This window comes from Microbacterium sp. No. 7 (genome assembly GCF_001314225.1).
Taxonomy (GTDB): domain Bacteria; phylum Actinomycetota; class Actinomycetes; order Actinomycetales; family Microbacteriaceae; genus Microbacterium.
The window spans coordinates 2198478-2222600 of the sequence record NZ_CP012697.1 but is presented as its reverse complement, the minus strand read 5'-3'; the positions used below and the strand labels follow the sequence as shown (position 1 = coordinate 2222600).

Genomic DNA, 24123 nt, shown 5'->3' with positions numbered 1-24123 from the left:
TCAGCGGGTCGCCCGCAGCAGCCGCGGCAGCGACACCTCCCAGCAAGCCTCGTCGTGCCCGCCGTCGAACTCGCCGTAGACGAGCCGCTCGCACGACCCCTCGAGCGCGGCGCGCAGCCGTCGCGTGGGCTCGAGCAGGACCCACTCCTGCAGCCCCACCTCGAGCGCGACGGTTCCGAGGCGGATGCCGCTCGACGCGATCGCCCAGGTCAGCCACTCCGCGCGCCCGTCGGCGTCGGCGCGGGGCCACCAGAACGATCCCGACTGACAGACCGAGACGCCGAAGCGCTCGGGCGCGGCGCACTGGGCGTAGAGCGCGGTGAGGGCCCCCAGGCTGTGGCCGACGATGCGAGTGCGTCGCGGGTCGCGGGTCAGCGGCGCGCCGAAGAGCTCCCGTGAGACGGACGCCGGGACGTCGAGCACGCGCACCAGATCGGCGAGCAGGTCGGGCGAGCAGGTGAGGTCGGCGACGCGCTGCTCCAGCGACCCCGACCCGACGAGCAGCGTGATCGACGGGGGGACGACGTCGGACGCACGCCACGCGTCGAGGACCTCGCCCTCCCGCAGGCGGCGCTGCCCGTCGAGCAGCACGAGCACGTCCCACTCCTCGGGCGCCGGTCCGGCGGGAAGGTGCCACCACAGGTCGGAGCGGCGGGCGTCGCCGACGGGCACGATCCGGCCCGGTCCCGCCGCCGGTCGCAGCGCCGCGGCGCGCGGGGCGCGCGGGCCGGACGCGACGGACGACAGGCGACCGCCCGGCCGTGCCGACTCGCGGGCCAGCGGATCGGCACGCGCGCGATGCATCAGCTCGTACCAGTCGTGGATGCGCGCGTGATGCCCCGGATCCGACACGGCGAGCGATCGCGCGCGCCGCTTCTCCAGCGTCTCGGCGGCCGGTCCCGAGACGGCATGCGGCGTGTCGTCGAGGACGGCGATCGCGTAGCTGCCGCGCCACGACGTGCCGAGCCGCATGCTCAGCCACCAGACGTCCGTGCCCGGGACCTGCGCGAAGAGGGCGTGCTCCATCGTCAGCGCGTCGGCCATCTTGTTCGCGATGAGCGCGACGCGACGGGTGCCGGGGGTGCCGCGGTGCACGAAGGTGTAGGTGCACGCGTGTCCGTCGTCGTCCTCGATGAGCGGCGTGCCGGCGGCCGCGACCTCGTCCCAGAACGCGGCGAGCGCGTCCGCATCCCGTCCGGAGCCCAGCCGGTCGCGCAGCGCGCCGATACGGGGGCTCTCCGCGCGTGCGATGGGGACGGGGCGGGCGGCGTGCGGCGGCACGGTCCGGGTGACCGCCTCCGACCGCGGCGGCGGATCGGGGAAGCCCATCACGCGCTCATGCCGTCCGCTCACTCGCCCGAGGAGAGGGCGAGCAGGCGGTCGCGCACCTGGCGGCGCAGGACCTTGCCGATGAGCGAGCGCGGCAGCTCGTCGACGACGTAGACGCGGCGCGGCACCTTGTAGGGGGTGAGGATGCCGCGTGCGAACTCGCGGATGTCGTCGACCTCGGTGTCCTCGCCGTCCTCGGCGAGGACGACCGCCGCGACGACCCGCTCGCCGCTGTGATCGTCGGGCAGGCCGACGACCGCGGCATCCGCGACGCCCGGGTGCTGACGGAGGGCGTGCTCGACCTCCGTGGGCGCGACGTTGAAGCCGCCGGTGATGATGAGCTCCTTGATGCGGTCGACGATGCGCACGAACCCGTCGTCGTCGATCGTGACGATGTCGCCCGTGCGGAACCAGCCGTCGACGAACACGGCCTCCGTCTCCTCGGGCCTGCCGAAGTAGCCCTGGAACACCTGAGGTCCGCGCACGATCAGCTCGCCGCGCTCGCCCGGCGGGACATCGCGGCGCGGGTCGTCGGGGTCGACGACGCGGCACTCCGTGCCGGGCAGGGGAAGGCCGATCGTGCCGGCCTTGCGGCCCGCGGCGACCGGGTTCGCCATGAGCACGGGCGAGCACTCCGAGAGTCCGTAGCCCTCGACGAGGAAGCCGCCGGTGGCCTCCTCGAACGGCACCACGAGGTCGTGCGGGAGCGCCATCGCGCCGGAGATCGCGATGCCCGTGCCGCGCAGCGACACGCCCTGCGCGACGGACGCCGCGAGCAGCCGCTCGGCGATCGGCGGCACGAGCGGGAGGAACGTCGCCGGATGCCGCTTCGTCACCTCGAGCACCAGGTCGGGATCGAACCGCGGGAACAGCACGAGGCGGGCGCCCATCGACATCGCGAAGGTCAGGCACAGCGTGAGCCCGTACGCGTGGAACATGGGCAGCACGGCGTAGACGACGCATCCCTCGCCGCGCGTGATGGAGGGCACCCAGCACTGCGCCTGGCGGGCGTTGGCGAGGAGATTGCGGTGGGTGAGCACGGCGCCCTTCGGCGTGCCGGTCGTGCCGCTCGTGTACTGGATGATCGCGACGTCGTCGGTGGCGGGTGCCGGGACGCCCGGCGGCATGACCGACGACTCGAGCAGCAGATCCCACGAGATGGCGCCGCGCACGCGGGTCGTCAGCGCGTCGCGCGCCTCCCGGGCCTTGGCCACCGGCAGGCGCAGCGCGAGGCGCTTCGACAGCGGCAGGGCGCGGGTCACGTCCACCGAGATCAGCTTGTGCACGGCGAGGTCGGCCGGAAACGCCTGGATCTCGCGGACGACCTTGCTCCAGACGATCGCGACGCGCGCTCCGTGATCCTCGAACTGCGTGCGGAGCTCGCGGGGCGTGTAGAGCGGGTTGTGCTCGACGGCGATCGCGCCGAGCCGGAGGATCGCGTAGAACGCGACGATGTGCTGCGGGCAGTTGGGCAGCACGATCGCGACCCGGTCGCCCTTGCGCACGCCGAGGTTGCGCAGGCCGACGGCGACGCGCTCGATCTGCTCGACCAGCTGGCGGTACGTCGTCGTGCGCCCGAAGAACTCGAGCGCGGGCGCGTCGGGATGGTCGCGGGCGGATGCCTCGACGAGATCGAGCAGGTTGCCCGAGACTGGCGGCGGGTCGGCGGGAACCCCGTCGGCGTAGCTGCGCGTCCAGGGCCGCGGCGGGTCGTAGGTCGTCACCCGTCCAGCCTATGGCGCGGCTCCGCGCGCGTGGCGGTCGCACGGCGACGGGGCGCCGCCGTCGCTGCGGCAGCGCCCCCGCGCGGGGGTCGCAGGGCGACCGAACTAGACTGTTCGGGTGTCTGAAATCACCCCCGATCTCGTGCGCCATCTCGGCGTGCTCGCCCGGATCCAGCTGGACGACGAAGAGGTGGAGCGCTTGACCGGCCAGCTCTCCGCGATCGTCGACAACATCGCGAAGGTCTCGCAGGTGGCCACCCCGGACGTGCCGGCGACGAGCCACCCGATCCCGCTGGAGAACGTCTTCCGCGCCGACGAGCCCGGAGACATGCTCTCCGTCGAGCAGGTGCTGCAGAACGCGCCGGACGCCGCCGACGGCCGCTTCCGCGTCACCGCGATCCTCGGAGAAGAACAGTGACCGATCTCACCCGCCTGACCGCCGCCGACCTCGCGGCCCGCCTCGCCTCCGGCGAGGTCTCCAGCGTGGAGGCGACGCGCGCGCACCTCGACCGCATCGCGGCCGTCGACGCCGACGTGCACGCCTACCTGCACGTGAGCGACCACGCGCTCGACGTCGCCGCCGACATCGACCGCCGTCGTGCGGCGGGCGAGCGGCTGGGCGAGCTTGCGGGCGTGCCGCTCGCGATCAAGGACGTGCTGGTGACGACCGACATGCCGTCGACGAGCGGGTCGAAGATCCTCGAGGGCTTCATGTCGCCGTACGACGCCACGGTCGTCGCGCGCTCCCGCGCCGCCGGCCTCGTGCCGCTCGGCAAGACGAACATGGACGAGTTCGCGATGGGCTCGTCGACCGAGCACTCCGCCTACGGCCCCACCCGCAACCCCTGGGACCTCGACCGCATCCCCGGCGGCTCGGGCGGCGGCTCCGCCGCCGCGGTCGCCGCGTTCGAGGCGCCGATCGCGCTCGGCTCCGACACGGGCGGCTCGATCCGCCAGCCCGCCCACGTCACGGGCACCGTCGGCCTCAAGCCCACCTACGGCGGCGTCAGCCGGTACGGGGCGATCGCGCTGGCATCCAGCCTCGACCAGGTCGGTCCCGTCTCGCGCACCGTGCTCGACTCCGCGCTGCTGCACGACGTCATCGCCGGGCACGACCCGCACGACGCGACGTCGCTCGACGAGCAGTGGCCGTCGTTCGCGGCCGCGGCGCGCGAGGGCGCGACCGGCGAGGTGCTCACGGGGCTTCGCGTCGGCGTCATCCGGGAGCTGCCCGACAGCGGCTTCCAGCCCGGCGTCGCGGCGTCCTTCCACGCCGCGCTCGCGAAGCTCGAGGCGCAGGGGGCCGAGATCGTCGAGATCTCGACGCCGCACGTCGAGTACGGCGTCGCCGCCTACTACCTGATCCTGCCCGCCGAGGCGTCGAGCAACCTCGCGAAGTTCGACTCCGTGCGCTTCGGCCTGCGCGTCGACGTGCCCGGCGGCACGGTCGAGGACGTCATGGCCGCGACGCGCGACGCCGGCTTCGGCGACGAGGTCAAGCGTCGCATCATCCTCGGCACGTACGCGCTGTCGGCCGGCTACTACGACGCGTACTACGGCAGCGCGCAGAAGGTGCGCACGCTCATCCAGCGCGACTTCGCGTCGGCGTTCGCGCAGGTCGACGTGATCGCCACGCCGTCGGCGCCCACCACGGCGTTCCGCCTCGGCGAGAAGGTCGACGACCCGCTGCAGATGTACCTCAACGACATCACGACGATCCCCGTGAACCTCGCGGGCGTGCCCGGCATCTCGCTGCCGTCGGGGCTCGCCGACGACGACGGCCTGCCCGTCGGCATCCAGTTCATCGCGCCCGCGCGCGAGGACGCGCGCCTCTACCGCGTCGGCGCCGCGCTGGAGGCGCTGCTCGTCGACGAATGGGGCGGACCGCTGCTCGATCGTGCCCCGCTGCTCGGAGGGAACCGCTGATGGCCAAGGACAAGCTGATGGACTTCGACCGGGCCCTCGAGCTGTTCGAGCCGGTGCTCGGCTTCGAGGTGCACGTCGAGCTCAACACGCGGACGAAGATGTTCTCGCCCGCGGGCAACCCCGCGCACCCCGACAACCACGACGCGGCGCCCAACACGCTCGTCGCGCCCGTGGACATGGGCCTCCCGGGGTCGCTGCCGGTCGTCAACGAGACGGCCGTGCGGCACTCGATCAGCCTGGGTCTCGCGCTCGGATGCCGGATCGCCGAGACCTGCCGCTTCGCGCGCAAGAACTACTTCTATCCCGACCTCGGCAAGAACTATCAGATCTCGCAGTACGACGAGCCGATCGCGTTCGAGGGACGCGTGGAGATCGAGCTCGAGGACGGCACGCTCGTCGAGGTGCCGATCGAGCGCGCGCACATGGAGGAGGATGCCGGCAAGCTCACCCACGTGGGCGGCTCCACCGGTCGCATCCAGGGCGCCGAGTACTCGCTCGTCGACTACAACCGCGCGGGCGTGCCGCTTGTCGAGATCGTCACGAAGCCGATCTTCGGGGCGGAGGAGCGCGCGCCCGAGGTCGCGAAGGCCTACGTCGCGGCGATCCGCGACATCGTGCGGGCGCTCGGCATCTCGGAGGCGCGCATGGAGCGCGGCAACCTGCGCTGCGATGCGAACGTGTCGCTGCGCCCGCGGGGGCAGGAGAGGCTCGGCACGCGCACCGAGACGAAGAACGTCAACTCGATGCGGTCCGTCGAGCGCGCCGTGCGCTACGAGATCCAGCGTCAGGCCGCGATCCTCGAGGCGGGCGGCACGATCACGCAGGAGACGCGGCACTGGCACGAGGACACCGGCACGACCTCGCCGGGCCGTCCCAAGTCGGATGCCGACGACTACCGCTACTTCCCCGAGCCCGACCTGCTGCCGGTCGCGCCGTCGCGCGAGCTGGTCGAGCAGCTGCGTGCTGCGCTGCCCGAGGCGCCCGCCGCGCGCCGTCGCCGGCTGAAGGCGGAGTGGGGCTTCGCCGACATCGACTTCCAGGGTGTCGTCAACGCCGGCCTGCTGAACGAGGTCGAGGCGACGATCGCCGCGGGCGCGACGCCCGCCGCCGCGCGCAAGTGGTGGACCGGCGAGATCGCCCGCATCGCGAACGCGCAGGAGGTCGAGGCCTCGTCGCTCGTGGACCCGGCATCCGTCGCCGCGCTGCAGGCGCTCGTCGACGCGGGCACGCTCACCGACAAGCTGGCCCGTCAGGTGCTGGAGGGCGTCATCGCCGGCGAGGGCACGCCGCAGGAGGTCGTCGACGCCCGCGGGCTCGCCGTCGTCTCCGACGACGGCGCCCTGATCGCCGCGATCGACGAGGCGCTGGCGGCCCAGCCCGACGTGCTCGCCAAGATCCGCGACGGCAAGGTGCAGGCCGCCGGCGCCGTCATCGGCGCCGTGATGAAGGCCATGCGCGGCCAGGCCGACGCCGCCCGCGTCCGCGAGCTCATCCTCGAGCGCGCCGCGCACTAGCCGCCCCGCTGTTCACATTCCCGCTTCCCCGCGAGACTGCACGGGTGCGACGAGACTGCACGTCAGGATGGCAGTCTCGTCGCACCCGTGCAGTCTCACTGTGTTGAGGGGTGGAGAGGGAGCGTGGTGGGAGTGTCGGGGGTCGGGGTGAGAATGGGGCTATGGGACGTGGGGATGGGCGGGGGCGGGTCGTGTCGCCGGAGGGGGCGGACGACACCGAGACGCGCATTCTGCATGTCGACATGGATGCGTTCTATGCGGCGGTCGAGGTGCTCGACGACCCGTCGCTCGCCGGCAGGCCGCTGATCGTCGGCGGGCTGGAGGGCCGCGGCGTCGTGTCGAGCGCCTCGTACGAGGCGCGGCGGTTCGGCGTGCGATCGGCGATGGCGATCGGCCAGGCCCTGCGGCTCTGCCCGCACGCGATCGTGGTGCCGCCGCACTTCGAGCGGTACGCGACACTGTCGCGCGAGGTCATGGCGATCTTCCACGAGGTGACGCCGCTCGTCGAGCCGCTCTCGATCGACGAGGCGTTCCTCGACGTCGCCGGGGCACGGAGGCTGTGGGGGAGTCCGGGACAGATCGCCCGCCGCGTGCGCGCGACGGTGAAGGAGCGCACGGGGCTCACGTGCAGCATCGGCGTCGCGGCGACCAAGCACGTCGCCAAGATCGCCTCCACGCTCTGCAAGCCCGATGGGCTGCTCATCGTCAGCGGCCCCGAGACCGCCGCCTTCCTGGCCGCGCGTCCCGTCGGCGCGATCTGGGGGATCGGCCCGAAGTCGGCCCAGTCGCTCGAGGCCCGCGGCATCCGCACCGTCGCCGACATCCTCGCGACCCCGCGCGCCGTGCTCGACCGCACGCTCGGCGCGGCGGCGGGGGAGCGCGTATGGCAGCTCGCGCACGGCGTGGACCCGCGCGACGTCGAGACCCGACGGGTCGAGAAGAGCGTGGGGCACGAGGAGACCTTCCGCGAGGACGTCGCCGACCCCGCGGTGCTGCGCTCCGAGCTGCGCCGCCTCGCCGATCGCGTCGCCGCCCGGCTGCGCGACCACGGCTGGGAGGCGACCACGGTCGCGCTGAAACTGCGCTTCGCCGACTTCACGACCCTGTCGCGGGCGCACACCCTCGCCGAGCCGACCAACGTGGGCCAGCGGATCGGCGACGTCGCGATCGACCTGTTCCAGCAGATCGATCTCGTGCAGCCCGTGCGGCTCATCGGCGTGCGGGGCGAGCGGCTGCGACCCGCCGCGGGCGCCCTGACCCTGTGGGACGACGACGCCGACTGGCGCCGCATCGACGAGGCTCTCGACGACGCGCGGGCGCGGTTCGGCCGCGGCGCGGTGACCCGGGCGAGCGTCCTCGGCCCGCGGCGCGACGTGAACGCGCTCCCGACGAACCCGCGGCTGCCCGATTGACCCCGCGCGTCGCGCCCTCGCGCGCTGTACGGTGAGAGCATGGCCAACCTCGTGAATGAACTCGGCAAGCAGGCCGCCTCGCTCGGCGTGAAGAGCGTCTACGGCGAGCAGCAGGACGTCGACGGCGTCCGCTTCGTTCCCGTCGCGCTCTCCTGGAGCGGCTTCGGCGGCGGCGAGTCGGCGGAAGACGGCAGCAACGGAGGGGGCGGGGGCGGCCTCGCGGTGCCGATCGGCGCCTACATCCGCCGCGGCGACGACCTGCGCTTCGAGCCGAACCTGATCTCCCTGGTCGCCGTCGCGATCCCGTTCGTCTGGGTCGCCGGTCGCGCGCTCCGGTCGATCATCCGTGCCTTCCGCTGAACCGGCGGACGTCCTCGAACACGCCGCGACGGCGATCCTCGACGCGGTCGACCGGGCGCCGACGGGCGCGGCGCTCGTCGTCATCGACGGATGCTCGGGAGCGGGCAAGTCGTCCCTGGCGCAGCGGCTCGTGTTCCGCTGGCGGGACGTGCGCGGCGTGCAGCTGATCGCGCTCGACGCGGCATGCCCCGACTGGGACGGGCTCGCCGACGGGGCGCGCATGATGGCGGACGGCGTGATGATCCCGCACCACGAGCGGCGAGAGGGCCGCTGGCGCCGCTGGGACTGGAACGAGCACCGGTGGGCGGAGACGCACGTCGTGACGCCGGACCTGCCGCTCATCGTCGAGGGGTCCGGGGCGCTGACGCCGGCCGCGGCGGCCGTCGCCGACGTGTCGGTGTGGCTGGACTCGCCCGCCTCGTCGCGTCAGGAGCGCGCGTTCGCGCGCGACGGCGATGGATACCGGCCCTACTGGGACCGCTGGGCCGCGCAGGAGCGTGAGCACATCGCGAGGAACGACCCCCGCTCGCTCGCGCATCTGGTGTTCGAGGTCCCGTAGACCGACGGCATCCCGTCCTGCCGGCAGCGCGCCGTCAGCTCATCGCCTGGACGAGGCGGTCGAGGCGGTAGCCGAGCCAGTCGTACACGGTGAAGCGCGGATCGGCGGGATCGTGCTCGTCGTTCGTCTCGATGCCGAGTCGCGACGCGAGGACGAGCCGGATCGCCGAGAGCGTGCGCAGCCACGCGTCGGCGTCCTCCGCTCCGAGCGTCAGGACGAACGGATGCAGCGCGTCGTCGGCGTCGAGGACGTCCGCGGGCGCGTCGTCCGGGTCGGCGGGGAGGGTGCCGAGCATGCGCTCGGCGGCCGCGCGGCGGCGCTGCAGAGCCTCGATCTCGGTGAAGCGGCGGAACTCCCGCGCGGCCGCCGCGTCGTCGGGGTAGGCGTCGGGAGCGAGTCGCGCGAACGCCGCGTCGTCGGTCGGCACCGCCGTGTCGAGCAGATCCGTGAACTGCCGCACCAGATCGGCGAGGTGGGCCGCCTCGACCCGGGTGAGCTCGACGCTGGTCATGAGGTCGCCTTTCGCAGGGTGGCCCAGAGGCCGTAGTCGTGCATCGCCTGCACGTGCAGCTCCATCTGCTCGCGCGCGCCCTCGGCCACCACCGCGTGCCCCTCGTGATGCACCGTGAGCATGAGCCGCTCCGCGTGCTCGCGGGTGTAGCCGAAGTACTGCTGGAAGACGTGGGTCACGTAGTTCATGAGGTTGACCGGATCGTCCCACACGACCGTCTGCCACGGCGCGGAGTCGACGGCGGTCAGCTCGCGCGCGACGCGCTCCACGGGAATCACGGATGCGATCATGCCCAGCCCAGCTCGTGCAGGCGCTCGTCGTCGATGCCGTAGAAGTGCGCGATCTCGTGCACGAGCGTCGTGTGCACCTCGTCCCGCAGCTCCGCGGCGTCGTCGCAGGCGTGCAGGTGCGGCTCGCGGTAGACGATGATGCGATCCGGGAGGTCGCCGAAGCCGTACCGGTCGCGCTCGGTGAGGGCGAGCCCGTCGTAGAGGCCCAGCAGATCGAGGCTGCCGTCCTCCGGGCGGTCTTCGACGACGAAGACGACGTTCTCGAGCCCGTCGAGCATCGCGGCGGGCAGGAGCTCCAGCTCGTTGGCGACGAGGTCTTCGAAGGCTTCGGCATCCATCTCGATCACGGAAGCGGCTCCTGTCGGCGGTCGGGCTGCCGGCGGCGGGCCGGCGCGCACGTCATCATGACTCCAGACTATGACGACGCCGTGATGACGCCGGTGACGAGGGACACCACCATGGCGACGACGAAGGCGTTGAACGCGAACGCGAGCGCCGTATGGCTGCGTACGGCGCTCAGGCTCGCGCGCGTGCGCGGCGTGCCGGCCGACAGGGCGCCCACCGACGAGACCATGACGGCCATCGAGACGAAGTCGATGAAACGCGGCTCCTCGTCGATGTCGAACTCGATGCGCTCGCCCGCCGCATGCAGGCGGAAGTACCGCAGGGCGAACGCGTAGGTCATCGTCGTCCACGCCCCCGCCGTGGTCATGACGATGAGCGCCGGCATCCAGAGCTCTCCCGACCGCGGAACGACGAGCGACCCCACGATGGAGACGAGAAGGGCGAGGGATGCCGCCCCGAGGGCCCAGTCGAGCGTTCCGCCGAACCCGAAGAAGCTGGCCAGCGGACCGGGCTCACGATCGTGCTGCCGGGCTGCGATGCGCGCCGCCTCGGCAGGGTCGGCGCGCGCGAACAGGCGGTGCGTCCACACGATGTAGACGGCGAAGAAGGTCGACAGCGCGACCGCCGCCGCCGCGAACAGGGTCGTCAGATCGGCGTCGTCGCCGCGCAGCGTCGTGCCTTCGAGGGCCGACACCACGACGATCACGAGCGGGGCCACCAGCGCGACGAGCGACGCCATGTGGCCGCGGAAGTTGTCGTCGTAGCGGAGCGGGATCTCCCCGGGCCTGCGTCGATGCCACATCCGCCGATTTTAAGCGGCAGAGCACGGTGCGCCGGAGGACGGCGAACGGGGCGTGCAGCCGTCGTCATGCCGACGACCACTGCACGCCCCGTTCCGCTGCGCGCTCTTGGGGTCCCTACGTAGCACGTTCGCCAACTTTGCCCCGCGACTAAACACCCTGGTCACACGGTGGAAGCGGGGTGTCTACCGGGTCTCGCAGAGGCCGGAAAACGGCTCGATTCGGGACTCCCGAGGCCCCGTGGTGCGGAGGACTGAAAATCTTCAAACTTTTCCACCGCCTCCGAGGTCGACCGTCTCGTGGACAACTATCGCAGCGGAGCGAGTGTCAACGAGCTGGCCGAGCGGTACGGCGTGCACCGAGCCACGGTGTCAGCACACCTGACCCGCCGCGGGGTGTCGAGGCGTCGTCCGGGCCTCGGAGTCGAGGAAGCGGCGGAGGCGGTCAAGCTCCACCTCGGTGGTGTCTCGATGCGAGCGATCGCGCGAAGCATGGGCGTGGACCGGAACTCGATACGTCGCGCCCTGGTCGAAGCATCCGCGATCAGTGCGTGAGTTGAGGGTGGCCCGTCGTCCGCCTCGGCTCGCCGACTCCAGCTTCTCCTTAGCTCATGTCGACCTCCATCGTCATGTCGAACTGAACCGCCCACAATGGAGCAGGGTTTTCGAATGCGGATCGACCGAGGGGCGGTGCGTAGAGCTCTGTTGTACTCAGGAGTGGAAACTACAAGGTTGAGACTCTGGGGGTGCTATCGGGCAGCGGCCTCACGCACGGCCTTGTAGGCCAGGCCGTCGAGTGCCTTGAGGAGTCCGTTGAAGTCGACCACGAGCTTGCGTGGGTCGGTGTCGAGATCGAACCTTGCGTACCAGGTGCGCATCTCCGCGCGGACATCCTCGGCTTCAGGGCTGCGGTCGAGTTGGCTGCCGATCTCCTCTATTAGTGTGACGACGTCCTCCCGTCGGGCTTGGCTTTCGTGAGTGCGCGTGAAGTCCCTCTTGGCGCGGTTGATGCGGCTGGAGATTTTCTGGACAGACTCGGCTCGCTCGGCTTTCCGCTGGCACAGGGCGATGTGCTTGAGTAGTAGGCGGAAGTTCCCGATCGCGGTCTCGCTGTCGTCCTTGGTTGCCTTGAGATCGGCGACTGTGCCTGTCAAGGCATCGATCGTGGCGCGTGCGAACGCCACTTTGTCCAGGTGGAAGGTTGGGATTTCCGTCTTTGAGGCGATGGCCTTCTCGAGGAACTTTAGGATGCCGGAGTTCGTCGGCACCTTCCCGTCGGAACCGGTTGCGCTCGGGTAGACGTTCTCAGCGGTCAGTTCGAGGTCGAGCGGGCTTACGTTCGGAACGAACTCCCGGCAGTAGATCGTGGCCGCGAGGACTGCGACGTTGAACGGGACGATGTCCTCAATTCCTGCGATGCCGAGCGGATTGTCTGTCACTAGGCCCGCGAGGTCGTCTTGTGCAAGTTGAAGGACCAAATCTGCGTCGATGAGCTTGTCACCGTACGCGCCGCCTGCAGCGAGGTCGTCCTTCGCTTCGTTGCCGGCTTTGTCGTTGTCGAGGAGAGCAACGACGGGTGGCTTGTCGATGTCGCGCCCACGGGCCAGGTAGACGAGGTAAGGGATGTGGCGGGTACCGCCGGCGGGAACGATGGTGATGTGATTCAAGTCGAGTCGGTCGCGATCGGCGACGCCGAGCTTCTTCAGCCAACGTGACGCACCGGCGATGAGTACCTGGTCGGACGGTCCTTCGACTATGAGGTTGCAGTTGCCGATGAAGGTGGTCTCGGCGACGAAGCTACCAAACGCGGACCGCAGCGGCTCGTAGTGGTTCGCGGAGCTGCTGGTGACGACACGGGTGCCTTCGTCGTACTCGCCCTTCTCGACGACGCGGATGCGGTCGGCTTCGTTCTTATCGATGAGGAAAGGTGAGTGCGTCACGTATACGACCTGGACAGGGTCGCGACCTGCGTCCTTGGGGTCGGCGAAATCGTCGAACACCCGAAGCAGGTCCTGTTGGCCTGAGGCCGACAGGAACTGGTCAGGTTCGTCCATAAGGAGGATTTCGGGGCGACCGTCGGGCCGTACTTCGTGGGCGAGGTACTGGACGAAATACGACAGGAAGTACTTCAATCCGGCGCTGCGCTCGTCGAACCCGTAGGTGCGTCCGGTTCGGTCACGAATCATGAAGACGAGGTCGAACTCGTACAATGAGACGAACAGCTCGAACTGCGAGTCCTGGGACCACCAGTGAGGAAAGTCGAGGGCTTTCGCGAGTTCGCTGTTGATAGTGTCAACGATGCTGTTCGCGTAGCCGTTCTTCTTTTTCACATGGTCCTGGAGCTCCTTGACGAGTTCCTTCTTGATGCCGGCGACCTTGAATATGAGATCGGCGGCGAGCTTGTACATCTCGACCTCCTCCTCGGTGGCCTGACGAACGGGCCGAAATAGCTTGGAGATCGCGCCGGCATTGCTCGTGATGGTCTGATCGGACTCGAACCAATCGTTGTGCTTCTGGAATCCATCCCAAAGCTCCCGCAGGAGGTCCCGGCCCAGCGGTGCGGCCTTATTGCCCGAGACGAGGTAGTCCAGGGGTACGCTGTCTGGGAGTGGAACGTCAGCGTCGATACGGAACGGAACGGGTACACCGAGTTCTGCGAGCGCGGTGGGTTTCTCGACACGTTCCGGGCCGGTCCAGTTGTCCTTTTGCCTCACGTAGACTCGGAACTTCGGCGTATCGTTCATCCGGAAGAAGGCGACCCGCTCGACATCGTGAAGACCGCTGTGCCCCGAGATGCTCTCGATCAGTTTGACCGTCTCATCTGAGATGTCAGTGAAAACCATGCCAAACTCAGGGAGCACGATGTCGTTGTGGACGCCAAAGAACCGAGAGTAGCGGCAGAAATCACTGCGCTCGAACCCTTTGCCAGTTAGCGCGGCTTCGGTGGCACTCAGGATCTGGGACTTTCCGGACTCGTTCGCGCCGACGATGGTCGTGATGCCCGGTCGGAGCTTGATCCGGACGAATGGGTAGTCCCCCTCGGGCGTGGAATCCCACGGGTCAGGCTCGTACTTCTCACCCGATGCCCGAATGAAGTCGTAGTTGAGCGACCGATAGAAACGTGCATATATGCAGTGAAGTTTCATTTGGTGTCCTGTCTTGGGTCAGTGTGAAGACTCTGCCACGGATCCGACGTTGTGCGGCTCAAGACGAGGACTCAGCTTGCGAGCCGGTTGGATGGCTGATGCCGCCGTCTGCGCAGTCCAAGGTGCGTCATTCCGCCACTTGTGACTCAACGTACGCCGAAGGCCGCCGAGGAAGGCTCGAGACGAGAAAACCCGGCCCCAGAGGGGCCGGGTGGTGTGACTCAAGAGTAGCAGCGCCACGGCTCTGGTTACCAGGGTTGTGGTTTGACGATGCGCGTGCCGATGGTCGGCGCGAGCTGGTGGGCGTACCAGTCGGAGGGCTGCATCTGGTACCACCAGTGGTTCCCGACGCCGTCGCTGTGCGCGCCGGCGAGCTTGCCCGCACGGTAGCCCTTGGTGGGGTTGACGAGGCCGATCGACACTCGATCTCGCGCGAAGGCGATCGGGTAGGCCAGGTCGCTGTCGTTGGAGATCACCACGGCCGCGTCCACCGCCTCGGTAAGCACATCGATGAGGAGATGAGAAGCGACGTTGACATCGGAACCCTTCTCTTCGCGGCGTGCGACCGAAGCCATGAACCTGGCGTCTGGGACGTCGTGCTCGGCCCCGTCCTGCACCATCAGCGGCCACTGGGGATGACTGATGACCGGCTTGCCGTTGCGGCCGGCGATCGCGAGTGGCGCTGTGGCGACCCGCGCGACGTAGTTGCCGTAGCTGATTCGAGTGGCCGAGCCGGAGCGTTCCAGCGCTCGGAGGTAAACGTCCTGTTCGCGTTGCCCGACGGGGTTGCTAGCTCCGCTCACACGCGCAGTGCAGTAGGTGACCGTCTCGATGATCGGGTCTTGCCAGCGTGAGTGCGTCACGATCAGGTCGGAGGCAAGCGCCTTCAGGTTGAGCCACCGCCACCCGGGGGTCGAGCGACCGCACCAGCCGCGACCGCCGTAGTACAGGTTGTACCCGTCGATGTAGACGCCGACTCGCATGACTCAGACCGTAGGCGGAGGGTCCGACACTCGCCGAGGCTCGACCGGCATGCAACACGCGGGAAGAATAGGAGCAATGAACGACCGAGTGGTTGACGATCCCGCGCCGGCGGTCGATCGCGCAATGGTCAGGAAGCTGATCGACGACCTCGCCCATTTCTCACCCGCCCAGGTATGGATGGTCGAGCTCTCGCGACGTGATCCGAAGTCCGATGAACCCTTGGCCTCCGGCGAGAAGCCAGAGAGACATCGCGCTGGAGGGAGCCGGCAACGAGACGCCATCGAGGGACGGACGCGGTCTCACCGGAGCGATCGGCGAGGTGCGCGTCAGAGGCATTCACTTCCGCTCCCGGCAGGGACCACGCAGGCACTACTTCCGCCGCTTGTGGCCGACTACGCGGACGGTCTGACTCAGGTTCAGATCGCGGAGAAGCATGGGATCCATGTCCAGACGGTTCGGAAGCGGCTCATCGCCGCTGGCGTTGACACGCGCATTCGTCTCCGGGCGTTGAACGACGACGAGATAGGTGCGGCTCTGGTCACGACAGGCGAGGGAGCAAGCATCAGAGAGATCGCCCGCGGACTCGGCGTCGCGCATACGACACTGGCCCGATCATTGGCACATCGTCACGAGATACCGAAATCACCATCGCGCACCACGAAGGCGGGGTCGCGGACCTCGACGACGTCGGTCCGGGCACGGCGATCACCATTGCGCACCAGCACGGAAACAATGTCTGACCAGGACAAACGCAAGAATCAAACCAGCCCCAGCATCGAGATGCTGGGGCTGGACCCTGGGTGAGTAACGGGACTTGAACCCGCGACCCCCTGGACCACAACCAGGTGCTCTACCGACTGAGCTATACCCACCATGTGCCCGTCACCGGGCAACCAGAAGATTCTCTCACAAACCGGAGGCGAACGACGACACCGTCGCCGCGGCCGTGTCGCGGGCCTCTTCGCTCGTGGGTCCGGGCTCGGGGACGAAGACCGCCTGACGGTAGTAGGCCAGCTCGCGGATCGACTCCATGATGTCGGCGAGGGCGCGATGGCCGCCGTCCTTCGACGGCGCCTGGAAGTAGACACGCGGGTACCAGCGGCGCGAGAGCTCCTTGATGCTGGACACGTCGACGTTGCGGTAGTGGAGCCATCGGTCGACCTGAGGCATGTACTTGGCGAGGAACATGCGGTCGGTGCCGATCGTGTTGCCGGCCAGCGGCGCCTTGCCCTCGGGTGCGAAGCGCCGGATGTAGGCGAGGGTCTCGGCCTCGGCCTCGGCGAGCGGGACGCCGTGCGGGATCTCGGCGAGCAGCCCCGACTTTTCATGCATCGCGGTGACGAAGTCGCCCATGTTCTCGAGCGCCGCCGCGCTCGGCCTGATGACGATCTGGAACCCGGCATCGAGCTGTCGCAGCTCGAAGTCGGTCACGACGACGGCGATCTCGACCAGCTCATCGACCGCGAGGTCGAGACCGGTCATCTCGCAGTCGATCCAGACGAGGCGATCGTTCTCTGCGGCACTGACCATGCGGACCATCCTAATGACGGCGTCAGACACGCACTCCGGCGGCGCTACTCTGGATGTCTGCACGTCTGTTCGTGCGTGCGCATGCCCCCGTAGCTCAGTGGATAGAGCGGCGGCCTTCTAATCCGCGGGTCACAGGTTCGAATCCTGTCGGGGGCGCCAGCACGGCCGAACCACGTCTACCGGCTCAGGCGCAGGCACTCGACGGCCTCGTCCGCCGACCAGAACTCGCCGATCGTGCGGAACGACCGCGTCGGCGCGTGGAACCGCTGCGCGCGAAAGCGGATGTCGTCGCTCTGCGCGTGCCGTTCGAGATGTCCGAGCACGCGGCCCCGGCGATCGAGCACCCGCCATCTCCGCTCGCCGACGGCGATGAGCGTCGCGTTCGGCGGTGCCGCCGGCACCGAGGTTCTCTCCAGAAGTGCGACCATGACTGCTCTCTTCTGAGGAGAACATACGTGCGACCTCCGACATCGATCCGACGGCCCGGACGGCCGCTGCGACGCCTACGATGGGAACGTCAATCCCAAGGAGATCTCATGGAGACCTACACCCTGGCCGGTGGCTGCTTCTGGTGCCTCGACGCGGCCTACCGCGCGCTGCGCGGGGTCGAGAACGTCGAGTCGGGCTATGTCGGCGGATCGGTGCCGAACCCCACCTACGAACAGGTCTGCACGGGGACGACGGGGCACGCCGAGGCCGTACGAGTGACCTTCGACCCCGCCGTGATCCCCGGCGACGTCATCCTCGACGCGTACTTCACGATGCACGACCCGCGTCAGGCGAACGGTCAGGGCAACGACATCGGGCCGCAGTACCGCTCCGCCATGTTCCCCGTCGACGACGAGCAGCGCGCCGCGTTCGAGGCCGCGAAGGAGCGCGCGTCCGAGTGGTGGGGCGGCGGTCTCGTCACGACCTTCGAGGACCCGGAGCCGTTCTACCCGGCCGAGGACTACCACCAGGACTTCTTCGCGAAGAACCCGGGCCAGGGCTACTGCCTCGCGGTCGCCGTGCCGAAGGTGAACAAGGTGCGGGCGCGCTTCGCCGACTACGCGCTCGCCTGAGTCCTCGTCCCCAACCGCCTTTTTCTGCGATCTGTCCTCAGATCCGCCCGATCGCGCTCCGCGGCGCCGGGCGGCGATCGACGATGTGAGTGCTCCGGCACCCGCCCAGGGCACACGGGTGCCGGAGCAGCCGGGGACCGTCCCCGGACTCTACGAGAGGACACGCATCATGCACGATCGCATCACCGTCGTCGGCACGGTCGCCACCGTTCCCGAACGGCGGCGCACCAGCACCGGCGCGCCCGTCATCAGCTTTCGCCTCGCGAGCACGCACAGCCGCCTCGATCCGCAGACCCGGCAATGGGTGCAGGAGCAGACCAACTGGTACACGGTCAGCGCGTTCCGCTCGCTCGCGGAGCACGCGCTGGTCTCGTTCCACAAGGGCCAGCGCGTGATCGTGGCGGGTCGCTTCCGGCTGCGCGAGTGGGAGGCGAACGGCAGGCAGGGGCGCGAGGCCGAGATCGAGGCCGACGCGCTCGGCCACGATCTGCTGTGGGGCACGACGGCGTACGCGCGCGACGAGTCGCACGCACCGCAGACCCTGCACGCCGCTCCGCAGCATCCCCTCGATGGGGCCGCGCCCGTGGCCGACGCGTGGGCGCCGCCGCCGGCGGGCGACACGCCCGAGGAGAGGCCCGCTCTCGTCTCCGTCGCCGCGAGCGCACCGCCGACCGCGGGCGACTGGCACGCGCGCACGGGCCCGGACGACGAGGTGCCGTTCTGAACGCCGGACGTCGCGCGTGCACGGCGGGGAGTCTCTCTAGACTCTCCGCTGTGCCCCTTCGACATCCTCGCGCCCTGCGCAGGGCCGCCTCGCTGATCGGCGCCGCCGTGGGCGTCGCGCTGATCCTCAGCGCGTGCACGCCGACCGACGAGCCCGCGCCGGTGCCGACGAGCACGCGCACCGCGACGCCCACCGAGCCGACGCCGGAGCCGACCCCCTCGGGTCCCGTGCTCGTCGCCGACGGCACCGCGGTCGACAACCTGCCGATCTTCGAGGTCACGGTGCAGGCCGTGGCGGGCTCCGACGCACGCATGGCCGCCGGAGCGTACACGGCCGCCCTCGTCGCCGCGGGATTCGGCGCGGAGACCGTTCAGGCCACGGCCGACCGCACGAGCGTCGGCGACCCGGTCGACAGCCTCCAGATCGCCGTCGGCTGGGCGGGGGAGTGCCTGCTCGCCCACATCCCCGCCGGCGATGCCGGCGCCGTCGTGACGATCGTGCCCGCGCTCGCGTCGGGCGGATGCCTCGTGGGCGACGTCGCGGGCGCCGGCGGCTGAGGGCACACCGCGGGCGCCCGCTCCGGCCGCGTAGACTGGGACGCCTATGGCTGAGTACATCTACCAGATGGTCCGTGCCCGCAAGGCTGTGGGCGAGAAGCTGATCCTCGACGACGTGACGATGGCGTTCCTCCCGGGCGCGAAGATCGGCATGGTCGGCCCCAACGGGGCCGGAAAGTCGACGATCCTGAAGATCATGGCGGGTCTCGATCAGCCATCCAACGGCGAGGCGACGCTGACGCCCGGCTTCACCGTCGGCATCCTCATGCAGGAGCCCGAGCTCGACGAGTCGAAGACCGTGCTGGAGAACATCCAGGACGGCATCGCCATCAAGGCGAAGGTCGACCGCTTCAACGAGATCTCCGCGCTCATGAGCGATCCTGACGCCGACTTCGACGCGCTGCTGGCCGAGATGGGCACGCTGCAGGAGGAGATCGACGCGGCCGACGCGTGGGATCTCGACTCCCAGCTGGAGCAGGCGATGGACGCCCTGCGCACGCCCCCGTCGGACGCGCAGGTGAGCGTGCTCTCGGGCGGCGAGAAGCGCCGCGTCGCGCTGTGCCGCCTGCTGCTGCAGAAGCCCGACCTCCTGCTGCTCGACGAGCCCACCAACCACCTGGACGCCGAGAGCGTGCTCTGGCTGGAGCAGCACCTGCAGAAGTACCCCGGCGCGGTCATCGCGATCACGCACGACCGGTACTTCCTCGACAACGTGGCGGAGTGGATCGCCGAGGTCGATCGCGGCCGCCTCATCGGCTACGAGGGCAACTACTCGACCTACCTGGAGAAGAAGCGCGAGCGCCTCGAGATCCAGGGCAAGAAGGACGCCAAGCTCGCCAAGCGCCTCGCCGACGAGCTCGAATGGGTGCGGTCGAACGCGAAGGGCCGTCAGGCGAAGTCGAAGGCGCGACTGGCGCGCTACGAGGAGATGGCGGCCGAGGCCGAGCGCACGCGCAAGCTCGACTTCGAGGAGATCCAGATCCCGCCGGGTCCGCGACTCGGCAGCGTCGTGATCGAGGCGAAGAACCTGCAGAAGGGCTTCGACGGCCGCTCGCTCATCGACGGGCTCAGCTTCAGCCTGCCGCCGAACGGCATCGTCGGCGTCATCGGCCCCAACGGCGTCGGCAAGACGACCCTCTTCAAGACGATCGTGGGCCTCGAGCCGCTCGACGGCGGCGAGCTGAAGATCGGCGAGACGGTCAAGATCAGCTACGTCGACCAGAGCCGCGCCAACATCGACCCCAACAAGACGCTGTGGGAGGTGGTCTCCGACGGGCTCGACATCATCACGGTCGGCAAGACCGAGATCCCGTCGCGCGCGTACGTGTCGAAGTTCGGCTTCAAGGGACCCGACCAGCAGAAGAAGGCCGGCGTGCTCTCCGGCGGCGAGCGCAACCGCCTGAACCTCGCGCTCACCCTCAAGGAGGGCGGCAACCTGCTGCTCCTCGACGAGCCGACCAACGACCTCGACGTCGAGACCCTGCAGTCGCTCGAGAACGCGCTGCTCGAGTTCCCCGGCTGTGCCGTGGTCATCACGCACGACCGGTGGTTCCTCGACCGCATCGCGACGCACATCCTGGCCTATGAGGGCACGGACGAGCAGCCCGATCAGTGGTACTGGTTCGAGGGCAACTTCGAGGCCTACGAGCAGAACAAGATCGACCGTCTGGGCCCCGAGGCGGCGAAGCCGCACCGCTCGGCGCACCGGAAGCTCACCCGTGACTGAACCCGTGACGGGCGCTCGCCTGCACGTGCCCGTCCACCTGCGCTGGGGAGACCTCGACGCCTACGACCACGTCAACAACGTCTCGCTGCTCAAGCTGCTCGAAGAGGCCCGCATCCGCGCGATCTGGAAGGCGAGCGGCGGGCAGACCCACCCGACGGCGGTGGTCGAGCCCGAGGAGGTCTCCGGCGTGCAGACGGTGGTCGCGCGGCAGGAGATCGAATATCTCTCGCCGGTCCCGTACGGCCCCGAGCCGCTGGACGTCGAGCTGTGGTTCGGGCATCTCGGCGGCTCGAGCGCGGAGATCTGCTACGAGGTGTACAGCCCCGTCGGCGAGGAGCCGCGCACGCTCTACGCACGTGCGTCGGCCGTCCTGGTCGTCCTGAGCGCGGAGACGGGGAAGCCCGCGCGCCTCACGGAGCCGATGCGCACCGCCTGGACGGAGTACGCGGGCGCGCCGATCGCCTACGGCCGCCGCCGCTGACCGTCGCTCGCGGTCAGGACTGCGCCGGAACGCGCACCATCGACTCCTGGGCGACGCTGGCCACCAGGGTGCCGTCGCGGGTGTAGAGGTGGCCGCGGGAGAGGCCCCGGCCGCCTCTCGCGCTCGTGGACTCCTGTGCGTACAGCAGCCACTCGTCGGCACGGCCGAAGCGGTGGAACCACATCGCATGGTCGAGGCTCGCGCTCTTGAGGCCGGGATGGCTCCACGAGAGGCCGTGATTGCGCAACGTCGACTCCTGGATGGTGAGGTCGCTCATGTAGAGCAGCGCCGCGCGATGCACGTCGGGGTCGTCGGGAAGCCGGGCGGTGGAGCGGAGCCAGAGATGCTGCCGCGGACTGCGGTGCTCGGCAGGATGCTCATGGATCGCGCCCTCGACGTGGCGGATCTCCATGACGTCGCCGAGCAGGAAGCCGCCGCTGGCCGTGCGCATCGTGCGCTCGTTCTCGCGCCCGATCTCCTCGGGTCCCGGGATGCCCTCGGGCATGGGGGCCTGGTGCTCGAGGCCGGGACTCGAGGTCTGATAGGAGGCGATCATCGAGAAGATCGGCACGCCGTCCTGGTACGCCTGCACGCGGCGCGTGGCGAACGAGCGACCGTCGTGCAGGCGATCGACCGAGAAGGTGACCGTCTGCGTGTCGTCGCCGGGCCGCAGGAAGTACGCATGCATGGAGTGGGCCGCGTGATCCGCCGACACCGTGCGGCCGGCGGCCACGAGCGACTGGGCGAGCACCTGCCCTCCGTAGATGCGCCGATGCGGCATGAGCTGCGAGCGGCCGACGAAGATGTCCTCGGTCGTGCGGGCACCGACGTCGGAGAGCTCGAGCGTCTCCAGCAGGGTGATCGCCGCCCGGCCGTCGTGCCCCGAGTCAAGTGCGTTCACGGAGTCTCCTCGCGAATCTCTGGCCGTCGTGCTTGGTAGCTTAGTTCGGATGACCGAACGACTTCTCTTCGACAGCGCGCAGGCGGCGCGCGATGTCGTGACCTTCGCCGAGCGGGCCGCGCACGTGGGCGACGGGAACGTGCGGCTCCGTGCCGCCGGCGGGCTGCTGACCGTCAGCGCCGCGCCGCTGGCGCCGCAGACGCTGCTCGACGCGACGCCGACGGTGCTCGGCATGCGCGTCGCCGCCGTCGACCCCGAGCTGGTGTGCGACCTGGTCGTGGATGCGACCGGCCTCGCCGTGTCGGGGACGGCCGTCACGCTGCCCGAGACGGGCACGACGGCGAGCTGGGCGGGCATCTCGCCTCCGCGGGGCGGCTGGGAGGCGGTCGCCGAGATCCCGGCATCCCTCCTCGCATCGCGCGCGCAGGCGGGGATGGCCGAGGTCGCGGAGGCGCTGCCCGCGAGCCCGGGCGAAGAGGTCGTGCAGCGGGTGCGCGCGGACGTCTGGGGGAGACCGGACCCCGCTCTCGGCGGTCTCGCTCACGGGATCGCGTTCGCGGCCTTCGCGCTCGGGTTCATCGGCGGCGACGAGCCCGCGACGGTGCGACGCAGCGGTCCGTGGACGCGGGTGAGCCTCACCCGCGGCCACGTTCTCACCCGTGTCAGCGTGCGCGAGGGGCTGACGACCGTGATGCCTACCGGTCGGACGAGGCCGTAGCGGACGGCGTCGGCTCGAAGGTGTTCACGAGCGCGTGCGCGGCGCGCTGCAGGTAGTCCCACATCGTCTCCTCGTGCAGGGGGGAGAGCTGCACCTCGTCGAGCGCCGTGCGCATGTGACGGAGCCAGCGGTCCCGTGCGTCCGGGTTGACGTGGAACCCCATGTGCCGCAGGCGGAGCCGCGGATGCCCGCGCTGCTCGCCGTAGGCCGTCGGCCCGCCCCAGTACTGCTCCAGGAACATCCGCAGGCGCACGGCGGCGGGGCCGAGGTCCTCCTCCGGATACATGGGACGCAGCACCTCGTCCGCGGCGACCTCGCGGTAGAAGGCGTCGACGAGGCGCACGAACGTGTCGTGGCCGCCCACCTGCTCGTAGAACGTGCTCGGCTCGTCGCTCATTCGTCGTCCCCTTCCGCGGGCGCGTCGTCGTCGGGCGTCGCGCGCGTGTCGGCGTCGCGCCCCGGACGCTTCTTGGCCTTCCAGATGCCCTTGCCCGACGGCGGCGGGACGGGCGTCGGGCGCGTGCGCGGAGGATTCGCGCCGCGCACGCGCTGGGCGCCTTCGAGCCCCGTGAGCATGACGGAGCTCATCTGCGCCGATCCGACGCCCATCTCGTCGAACGCGCGCTTGAGCCGCACGCGCAGCTCGCCGGCGACGTCGTCCTTCGAGCCGGCGAGCGTCTTGATCACGAGCCGCATGACGAGCGCGTCGCCGGTGATCGACTCCAGGCCCCACACCTCCGGGTCTTCGAGGATGCGCGACCGCCACTTGGCGTCGTGCGCGAGGCCGCGGGCCGTGTCGAGCATCACCTGCTCGACGTCGTCGATGTCGGCGTCGACGGGCACCGTGAGGTCGATGATCGCGCGCGACCAGCCCTGCGACATGTTGCCGACGCGCGTGATCTCGCCGTTGCGCACGTACCAGAGCGTGCCGTTGACGTCGCGCACGTGCGTGATGCGCACGCTCACGTACTCGACGACGCCGGATGCCAGGTCGAGGTCGACGACGTCGCCGATGCCGACCTGGTCCTCGGCGACGAGGAAGATGCCGTTCAGCACGTCCCTGACGATGTTCTGCGCGCCGAAGCCGAGCCCCGCGCCGACGGCGGCGGTGAGCAGGGTGAACGAGCCCAGCGCGTTCGGCGCGATCGTCTGCACGACGAGGAGCAGCGCGATGACGACGAGCGAGACGTTGACGATGTTCTGCAGGATGGAGCCGAGCGTGCGCGTGCGCTGCACGAGGCGCATCGCCGACAGCGGCGACGACTCCAGCGCCTGCGTGTCGGTGACCTGCGCCTTGCTCTTCGCGCCGCGCACGATGCGCGTGACGACCCGCCGGATCACCAGCCGCAGGATCCACGCGGCGAGCACCGCGCCCACGATGATGAGGGCGACCTGGATCAGGTTGACGCCCGCCTTGCCCAGCCAGACGGCGACGTCGCCCCAGAAGCTCGGATCGAGCACGTCGGGAGCGTCGTCGGTGGTGTCGAGGGGACGCAGGATCATCCCGTCGATTTTAGTGACGTAGC

Annotated in this window: 25 protein-coding genes and 2 tRNA genes; 13 read left to right on the top strand and 14 right to left on the bottom strand. The window is 69.7% G+C overall.

Translation table 11 applies throughout. The annotated features are described in order from the left end of the window. Together AOA12_RS10195 and AOA12_RS10190 are read right to left on the bottom strand one after the other, a co-directional pair. Positions 1 to 1353: an enterochelin esterase domain-containing protein gene (locus tag AOA12_RS10195; protein WP_156366457.1), complete on the bottom strand. Its 1353-nt coding sequence runs from the start codon at positions 1351 to 1353 to the stop codon at positions 1 to 3. After that, a complete protein-coding gene (locus AOA12_RS10190; protein ID WP_054682473.1) occupies positions 1350 to 3053 on the bottom strand; it encodes a long-chain-fatty-acid--CoA ligase in 1704 nt (567 codons plus the stop codon). The genes AOA12_RS10195 and AOA12_RS10190 overlap by 4 nt, the downstream gene beginning before the upstream one ends. Positions 3054 to 3171: 118 nt before the next feature. Between AOA12_RS10190 and gatC the strand changes: the two genes are divergently transcribed. The 6 genes from gatC (at position 3172) to AOA12_RS10160 (ending at position 8824) form a co-directional block, all read left to right on the top strand. Continuing rightward, positions 3172 to 3471, top strand: a complete 300-nt coding sequence (gatC, locus tag AOA12_RS10185) for an Asp-tRNA(Asn)/Glu-tRNA(Gln) amidotransferase subunit GatC (protein ID WP_054682472.1) — start codon at positions 3172 to 3174, stop codon at positions 3469 to 3471. Next, positions 3468 to 4979, top strand: coding sequence for an Asp-tRNA(Asn)/Glu-tRNA(Gln) amidotransferase subunit GatA (gene gatA / locus AOA12_RS10180; protein WP_054682471.1), 1512 nt, complete (start codon positions 3468 to 3470; stop codon positions 4977 to 4979). The genes gatC and gatA overlap by 4 nt, the downstream gene beginning before the upstream one ends. Beyond that, the gene (gatB, locus tag AOA12_RS10175; RefSeq protein WP_054682470.1) at positions 4979 to 6493 is read left to right on the top strand and encodes an Asp-tRNA(Asn)/Glu-tRNA(Gln) amidotransferase subunit GatB; all 1515 of its coding nucleotides are present in this window, start codon (positions 4979 to 4981) and stop codon (positions 6491 to 6493) included. The genes gatA and gatB overlap by 1 nt, the downstream gene beginning before the upstream one ends. Positions 6494 to 6654: 161 nt before the next feature. After that, positions 6655 to 7905 carry a DNA polymerase IV gene (locus tag AOA12_RS10170; RefSeq protein ID WP_054682469.1) on the top strand — a complete coding sequence of 417 codons (1251 nt, stop codon included), beginning with the start codon at positions 6655 to 6657 and terminating at the stop codon, positions 7903 to 7905. A 39-nt stretch (positions 7906 to 7944) separates the two neighbouring features. Then, entirely contained in the window at positions 7945 to 8265 is a 321-nt protein-coding gene (locus tag AOA12_RS10165; protein ID WP_054682468.1) for a hypothetical protein, read from the top strand. Then, positions 8252 to 8824, top strand: a complete 573-nt coding sequence (locus tag AOA12_RS10160; RefSeq protein WP_156366456.1) for a hypothetical protein — start codon at positions 8252 to 8254, stop codon at positions 8822 to 8824. Before AOA12_RS10165 ends, AOA12_RS10160 begins: the two co-directional genes overlap by 14 nt. A 34-nt stretch (positions 8825 to 8858) precedes the next feature. On the opposite strand, the gene AOA12_RS10155 is transcribed toward AOA12_RS10160, so the two are convergent. The 8 genes from AOA12_RS10155 to orn form a co-directional block, all read right to left on the bottom strand. Then, complete coding sequence (locus tag AOA12_RS10155; protein WP_054682467.1) at positions 8859 to 9335, bottom strand: DUF2017 family protein; 477 nt, start codon at positions 9333 to 9335, stop codon at positions 8859 to 8861. Next, positions 9332 to 9625, bottom strand: coding sequence for an ATP-dependent Clp protease adapter ClpS (gene clpS / locus AOA12_RS10150; RefSeq protein ID WP_082406139.1), 294 nt, complete (start codon positions 9623 to 9625; stop codon positions 9332 to 9334). Before clpS ends, AOA12_RS10155 begins: the two co-directional genes overlap by 4 nt. Next, positions 9622 to 9963: a metallopeptidase family protein gene (locus tag AOA12_RS10145; RefSeq protein ID WP_054686947.1), complete on the bottom strand. Its 342-nt coding sequence runs from the start codon at positions 9961 to 9963 to the stop codon at positions 9622 to 9624. The genes clpS and AOA12_RS10145 overlap by 4 nt, the downstream gene beginning before the upstream one ends. Before the next feature lie 77 nt (positions 9964 to 10040). Then, the gene (locus AOA12_RS10140) at positions 10041 to 10772 is read right to left on the bottom strand and encodes a DUF1345 domain-containing protein (protein ID WP_054682465.1); all 732 of its coding nucleotides are present in this window, start codon (positions 10770 to 10772) and stop codon (positions 10041 to 10043) included. A 746-nt stretch (positions 10773 to 11518) separates the two neighbouring features. Further along, on the bottom strand, positions 11519 to 13915 hold the full coding sequence (locus tag AOA12_RS10135; protein WP_054682464.1) for an AAA family ATPase: 2397 nt from the start codon (positions 13913 to 13915) through the stop codon (positions 11519 to 11521). 248 nt (positions 13916 to 14163) lie between these two features. Continuing rightward, the gene (locus AOA12_RS10130; protein WP_054682463.1) at positions 14164 to 14898 is read right to left on the bottom strand and encodes an NYN domain-containing protein; all 735 of its coding nucleotides are present in this window, start codon (positions 14896 to 14898) and stop codon (positions 14164 to 14166) included. A gap of 800 nt (positions 14899 to 15698) precedes the next feature. Continuing rightward, positions 15699 to 15771, bottom strand: a tRNA-His gene (locus AOA12_RS10120). A gap of 34 nt (positions 15772 to 15805) precedes the next feature. Next, on the bottom strand, positions 15806 to 16429 hold the full coding sequence (orn, locus tag AOA12_RS10115) for an oligoribonuclease (protein WP_054682461.1): 624 nt from the start codon (positions 16427 to 16429) through the stop codon (positions 15806 to 15808). A gap of 83 nt (positions 16430 to 16512) precedes the next feature. Between orn and AOA12_RS10110 the strand changes: the two genes are divergently transcribed. Then, positions 16513 to 16588, top strand: a tRNA-Arg gene (locus AOA12_RS10110). Between the two features lie 17 nt (positions 16589 to 16605). Here the strand turns inward: AOA12_RS10110 and AOA12_RS23590 are convergent. Then, on the bottom strand, positions 16606 to 16857 hold the full coding sequence (locus tag AOA12_RS23590) for a hypothetical protein (protein ID WP_054682460.1): 252 nt from the start codon (positions 16855 to 16857) through the stop codon (positions 16606 to 16608). A gap of 108 nt (positions 16858 to 16965) precedes the next feature. Between AOA12_RS23590 and msrA the strand changes: the two genes are divergently transcribed. The 5 genes from msrA (at position 16966) to AOA12_RS10080 (ending at position 20978) form a co-directional block, all read left to right on the top strand. Continuing rightward, positions 16966 to 17490 carry a peptide-methionine (S)-S-oxide reductase MsrA gene (msrA, locus tag AOA12_RS10100; protein ID WP_054682459.1) on the top strand — a complete coding sequence of 175 codons (525 nt, stop codon included), beginning with the start codon at positions 16966 to 16968 and terminating at the stop codon, positions 17488 to 17490. 169 nt (positions 17491 to 17659) lie between these two features. After that, a complete protein-coding gene (locus AOA12_RS10095) occupies positions 17660 to 18214 on the top strand; it encodes a single-stranded DNA-binding protein (RefSeq protein ID WP_156366454.1) in 555 nt (184 codons plus the stop codon). Positions 18215 to 18264: 50 nt separating this feature from the next. Continuing rightward, positions 18265 to 18771, top strand: coding sequence for a DUF6993 domain-containing protein (locus AOA12_RS10090; RefSeq protein ID WP_156366453.1), 507 nt, complete (start codon positions 18265 to 18267; stop codon positions 18769 to 18771). Between the two features lie 46 nt (positions 18772 to 18817). Beyond that, positions 18818 to 20497 (top strand): energy-dependent translational throttle protein EttA, encoded by a 1680-nt coding sequence (ettA, locus tag AOA12_RS10085; RefSeq protein WP_054682456.1) that lies wholly within the window; start codon positions 18818 to 18820, stop codon positions 20495 to 20497. Beyond that, positions 20490 to 20978: an acyl-CoA thioesterase gene (locus tag AOA12_RS10080; RefSeq protein WP_197281110.1), complete on the top strand. Its 489-nt coding sequence runs from the start codon at positions 20490 to 20492 to the stop codon at positions 20976 to 20978. Before ettA ends, AOA12_RS10080 begins: the two co-directional genes overlap by 8 nt. 13 nt (positions 20979 to 20991) lie before the next feature. Here AOA12_RS10080 and AOA12_RS10075 read toward each other — a convergent pair whose 3' ends face one another. Then, on the bottom strand, positions 20992 to 21879 hold the full coding sequence (locus AOA12_RS10075; RefSeq protein WP_054682454.1) for an acyl-CoA thioesterase: 888 nt from the start codon (positions 21877 to 21879) through the stop codon (positions 20992 to 20994). A 49-nt stretch (positions 21880 to 21928) separates the two neighbouring features. On the opposite strand from AOA12_RS10075, the gene AOA12_RS10070 reads away from it, so the two are divergent. Further along, the gene (locus AOA12_RS10070) at positions 21929 to 22597 is read left to right on the top strand and encodes a hypothetical protein (protein WP_054682453.1); all 669 of its coding nucleotides are present in this window, start codon (positions 21929 to 21931) and stop codon (positions 22595 to 22597) included. Here AOA12_RS10070 and AOA12_RS10065 read toward each other — a convergent pair. Then, positions 22575 to 22994, bottom strand: coding sequence for a globin (locus AOA12_RS10065; protein WP_054682452.1), 420 nt, complete (start codon positions 22992 to 22994; stop codon positions 22575 to 22577). The genes AOA12_RS10070 and AOA12_RS10065 overlap by 23 nt on opposite strands. Then, positions 22991 to 24100, bottom strand: coding sequence for a mechanosensitive ion channel family protein (locus AOA12_RS10060; protein WP_054682451.1), 1110 nt, complete (start codon positions 24098 to 24100; stop codon positions 22991 to 22993). The genes AOA12_RS10065 and AOA12_RS10060 overlap by 4 nt, the downstream gene beginning before the upstream one ends. Positions 24101 to 24123 lie beyond the last annotated feature (23 nt).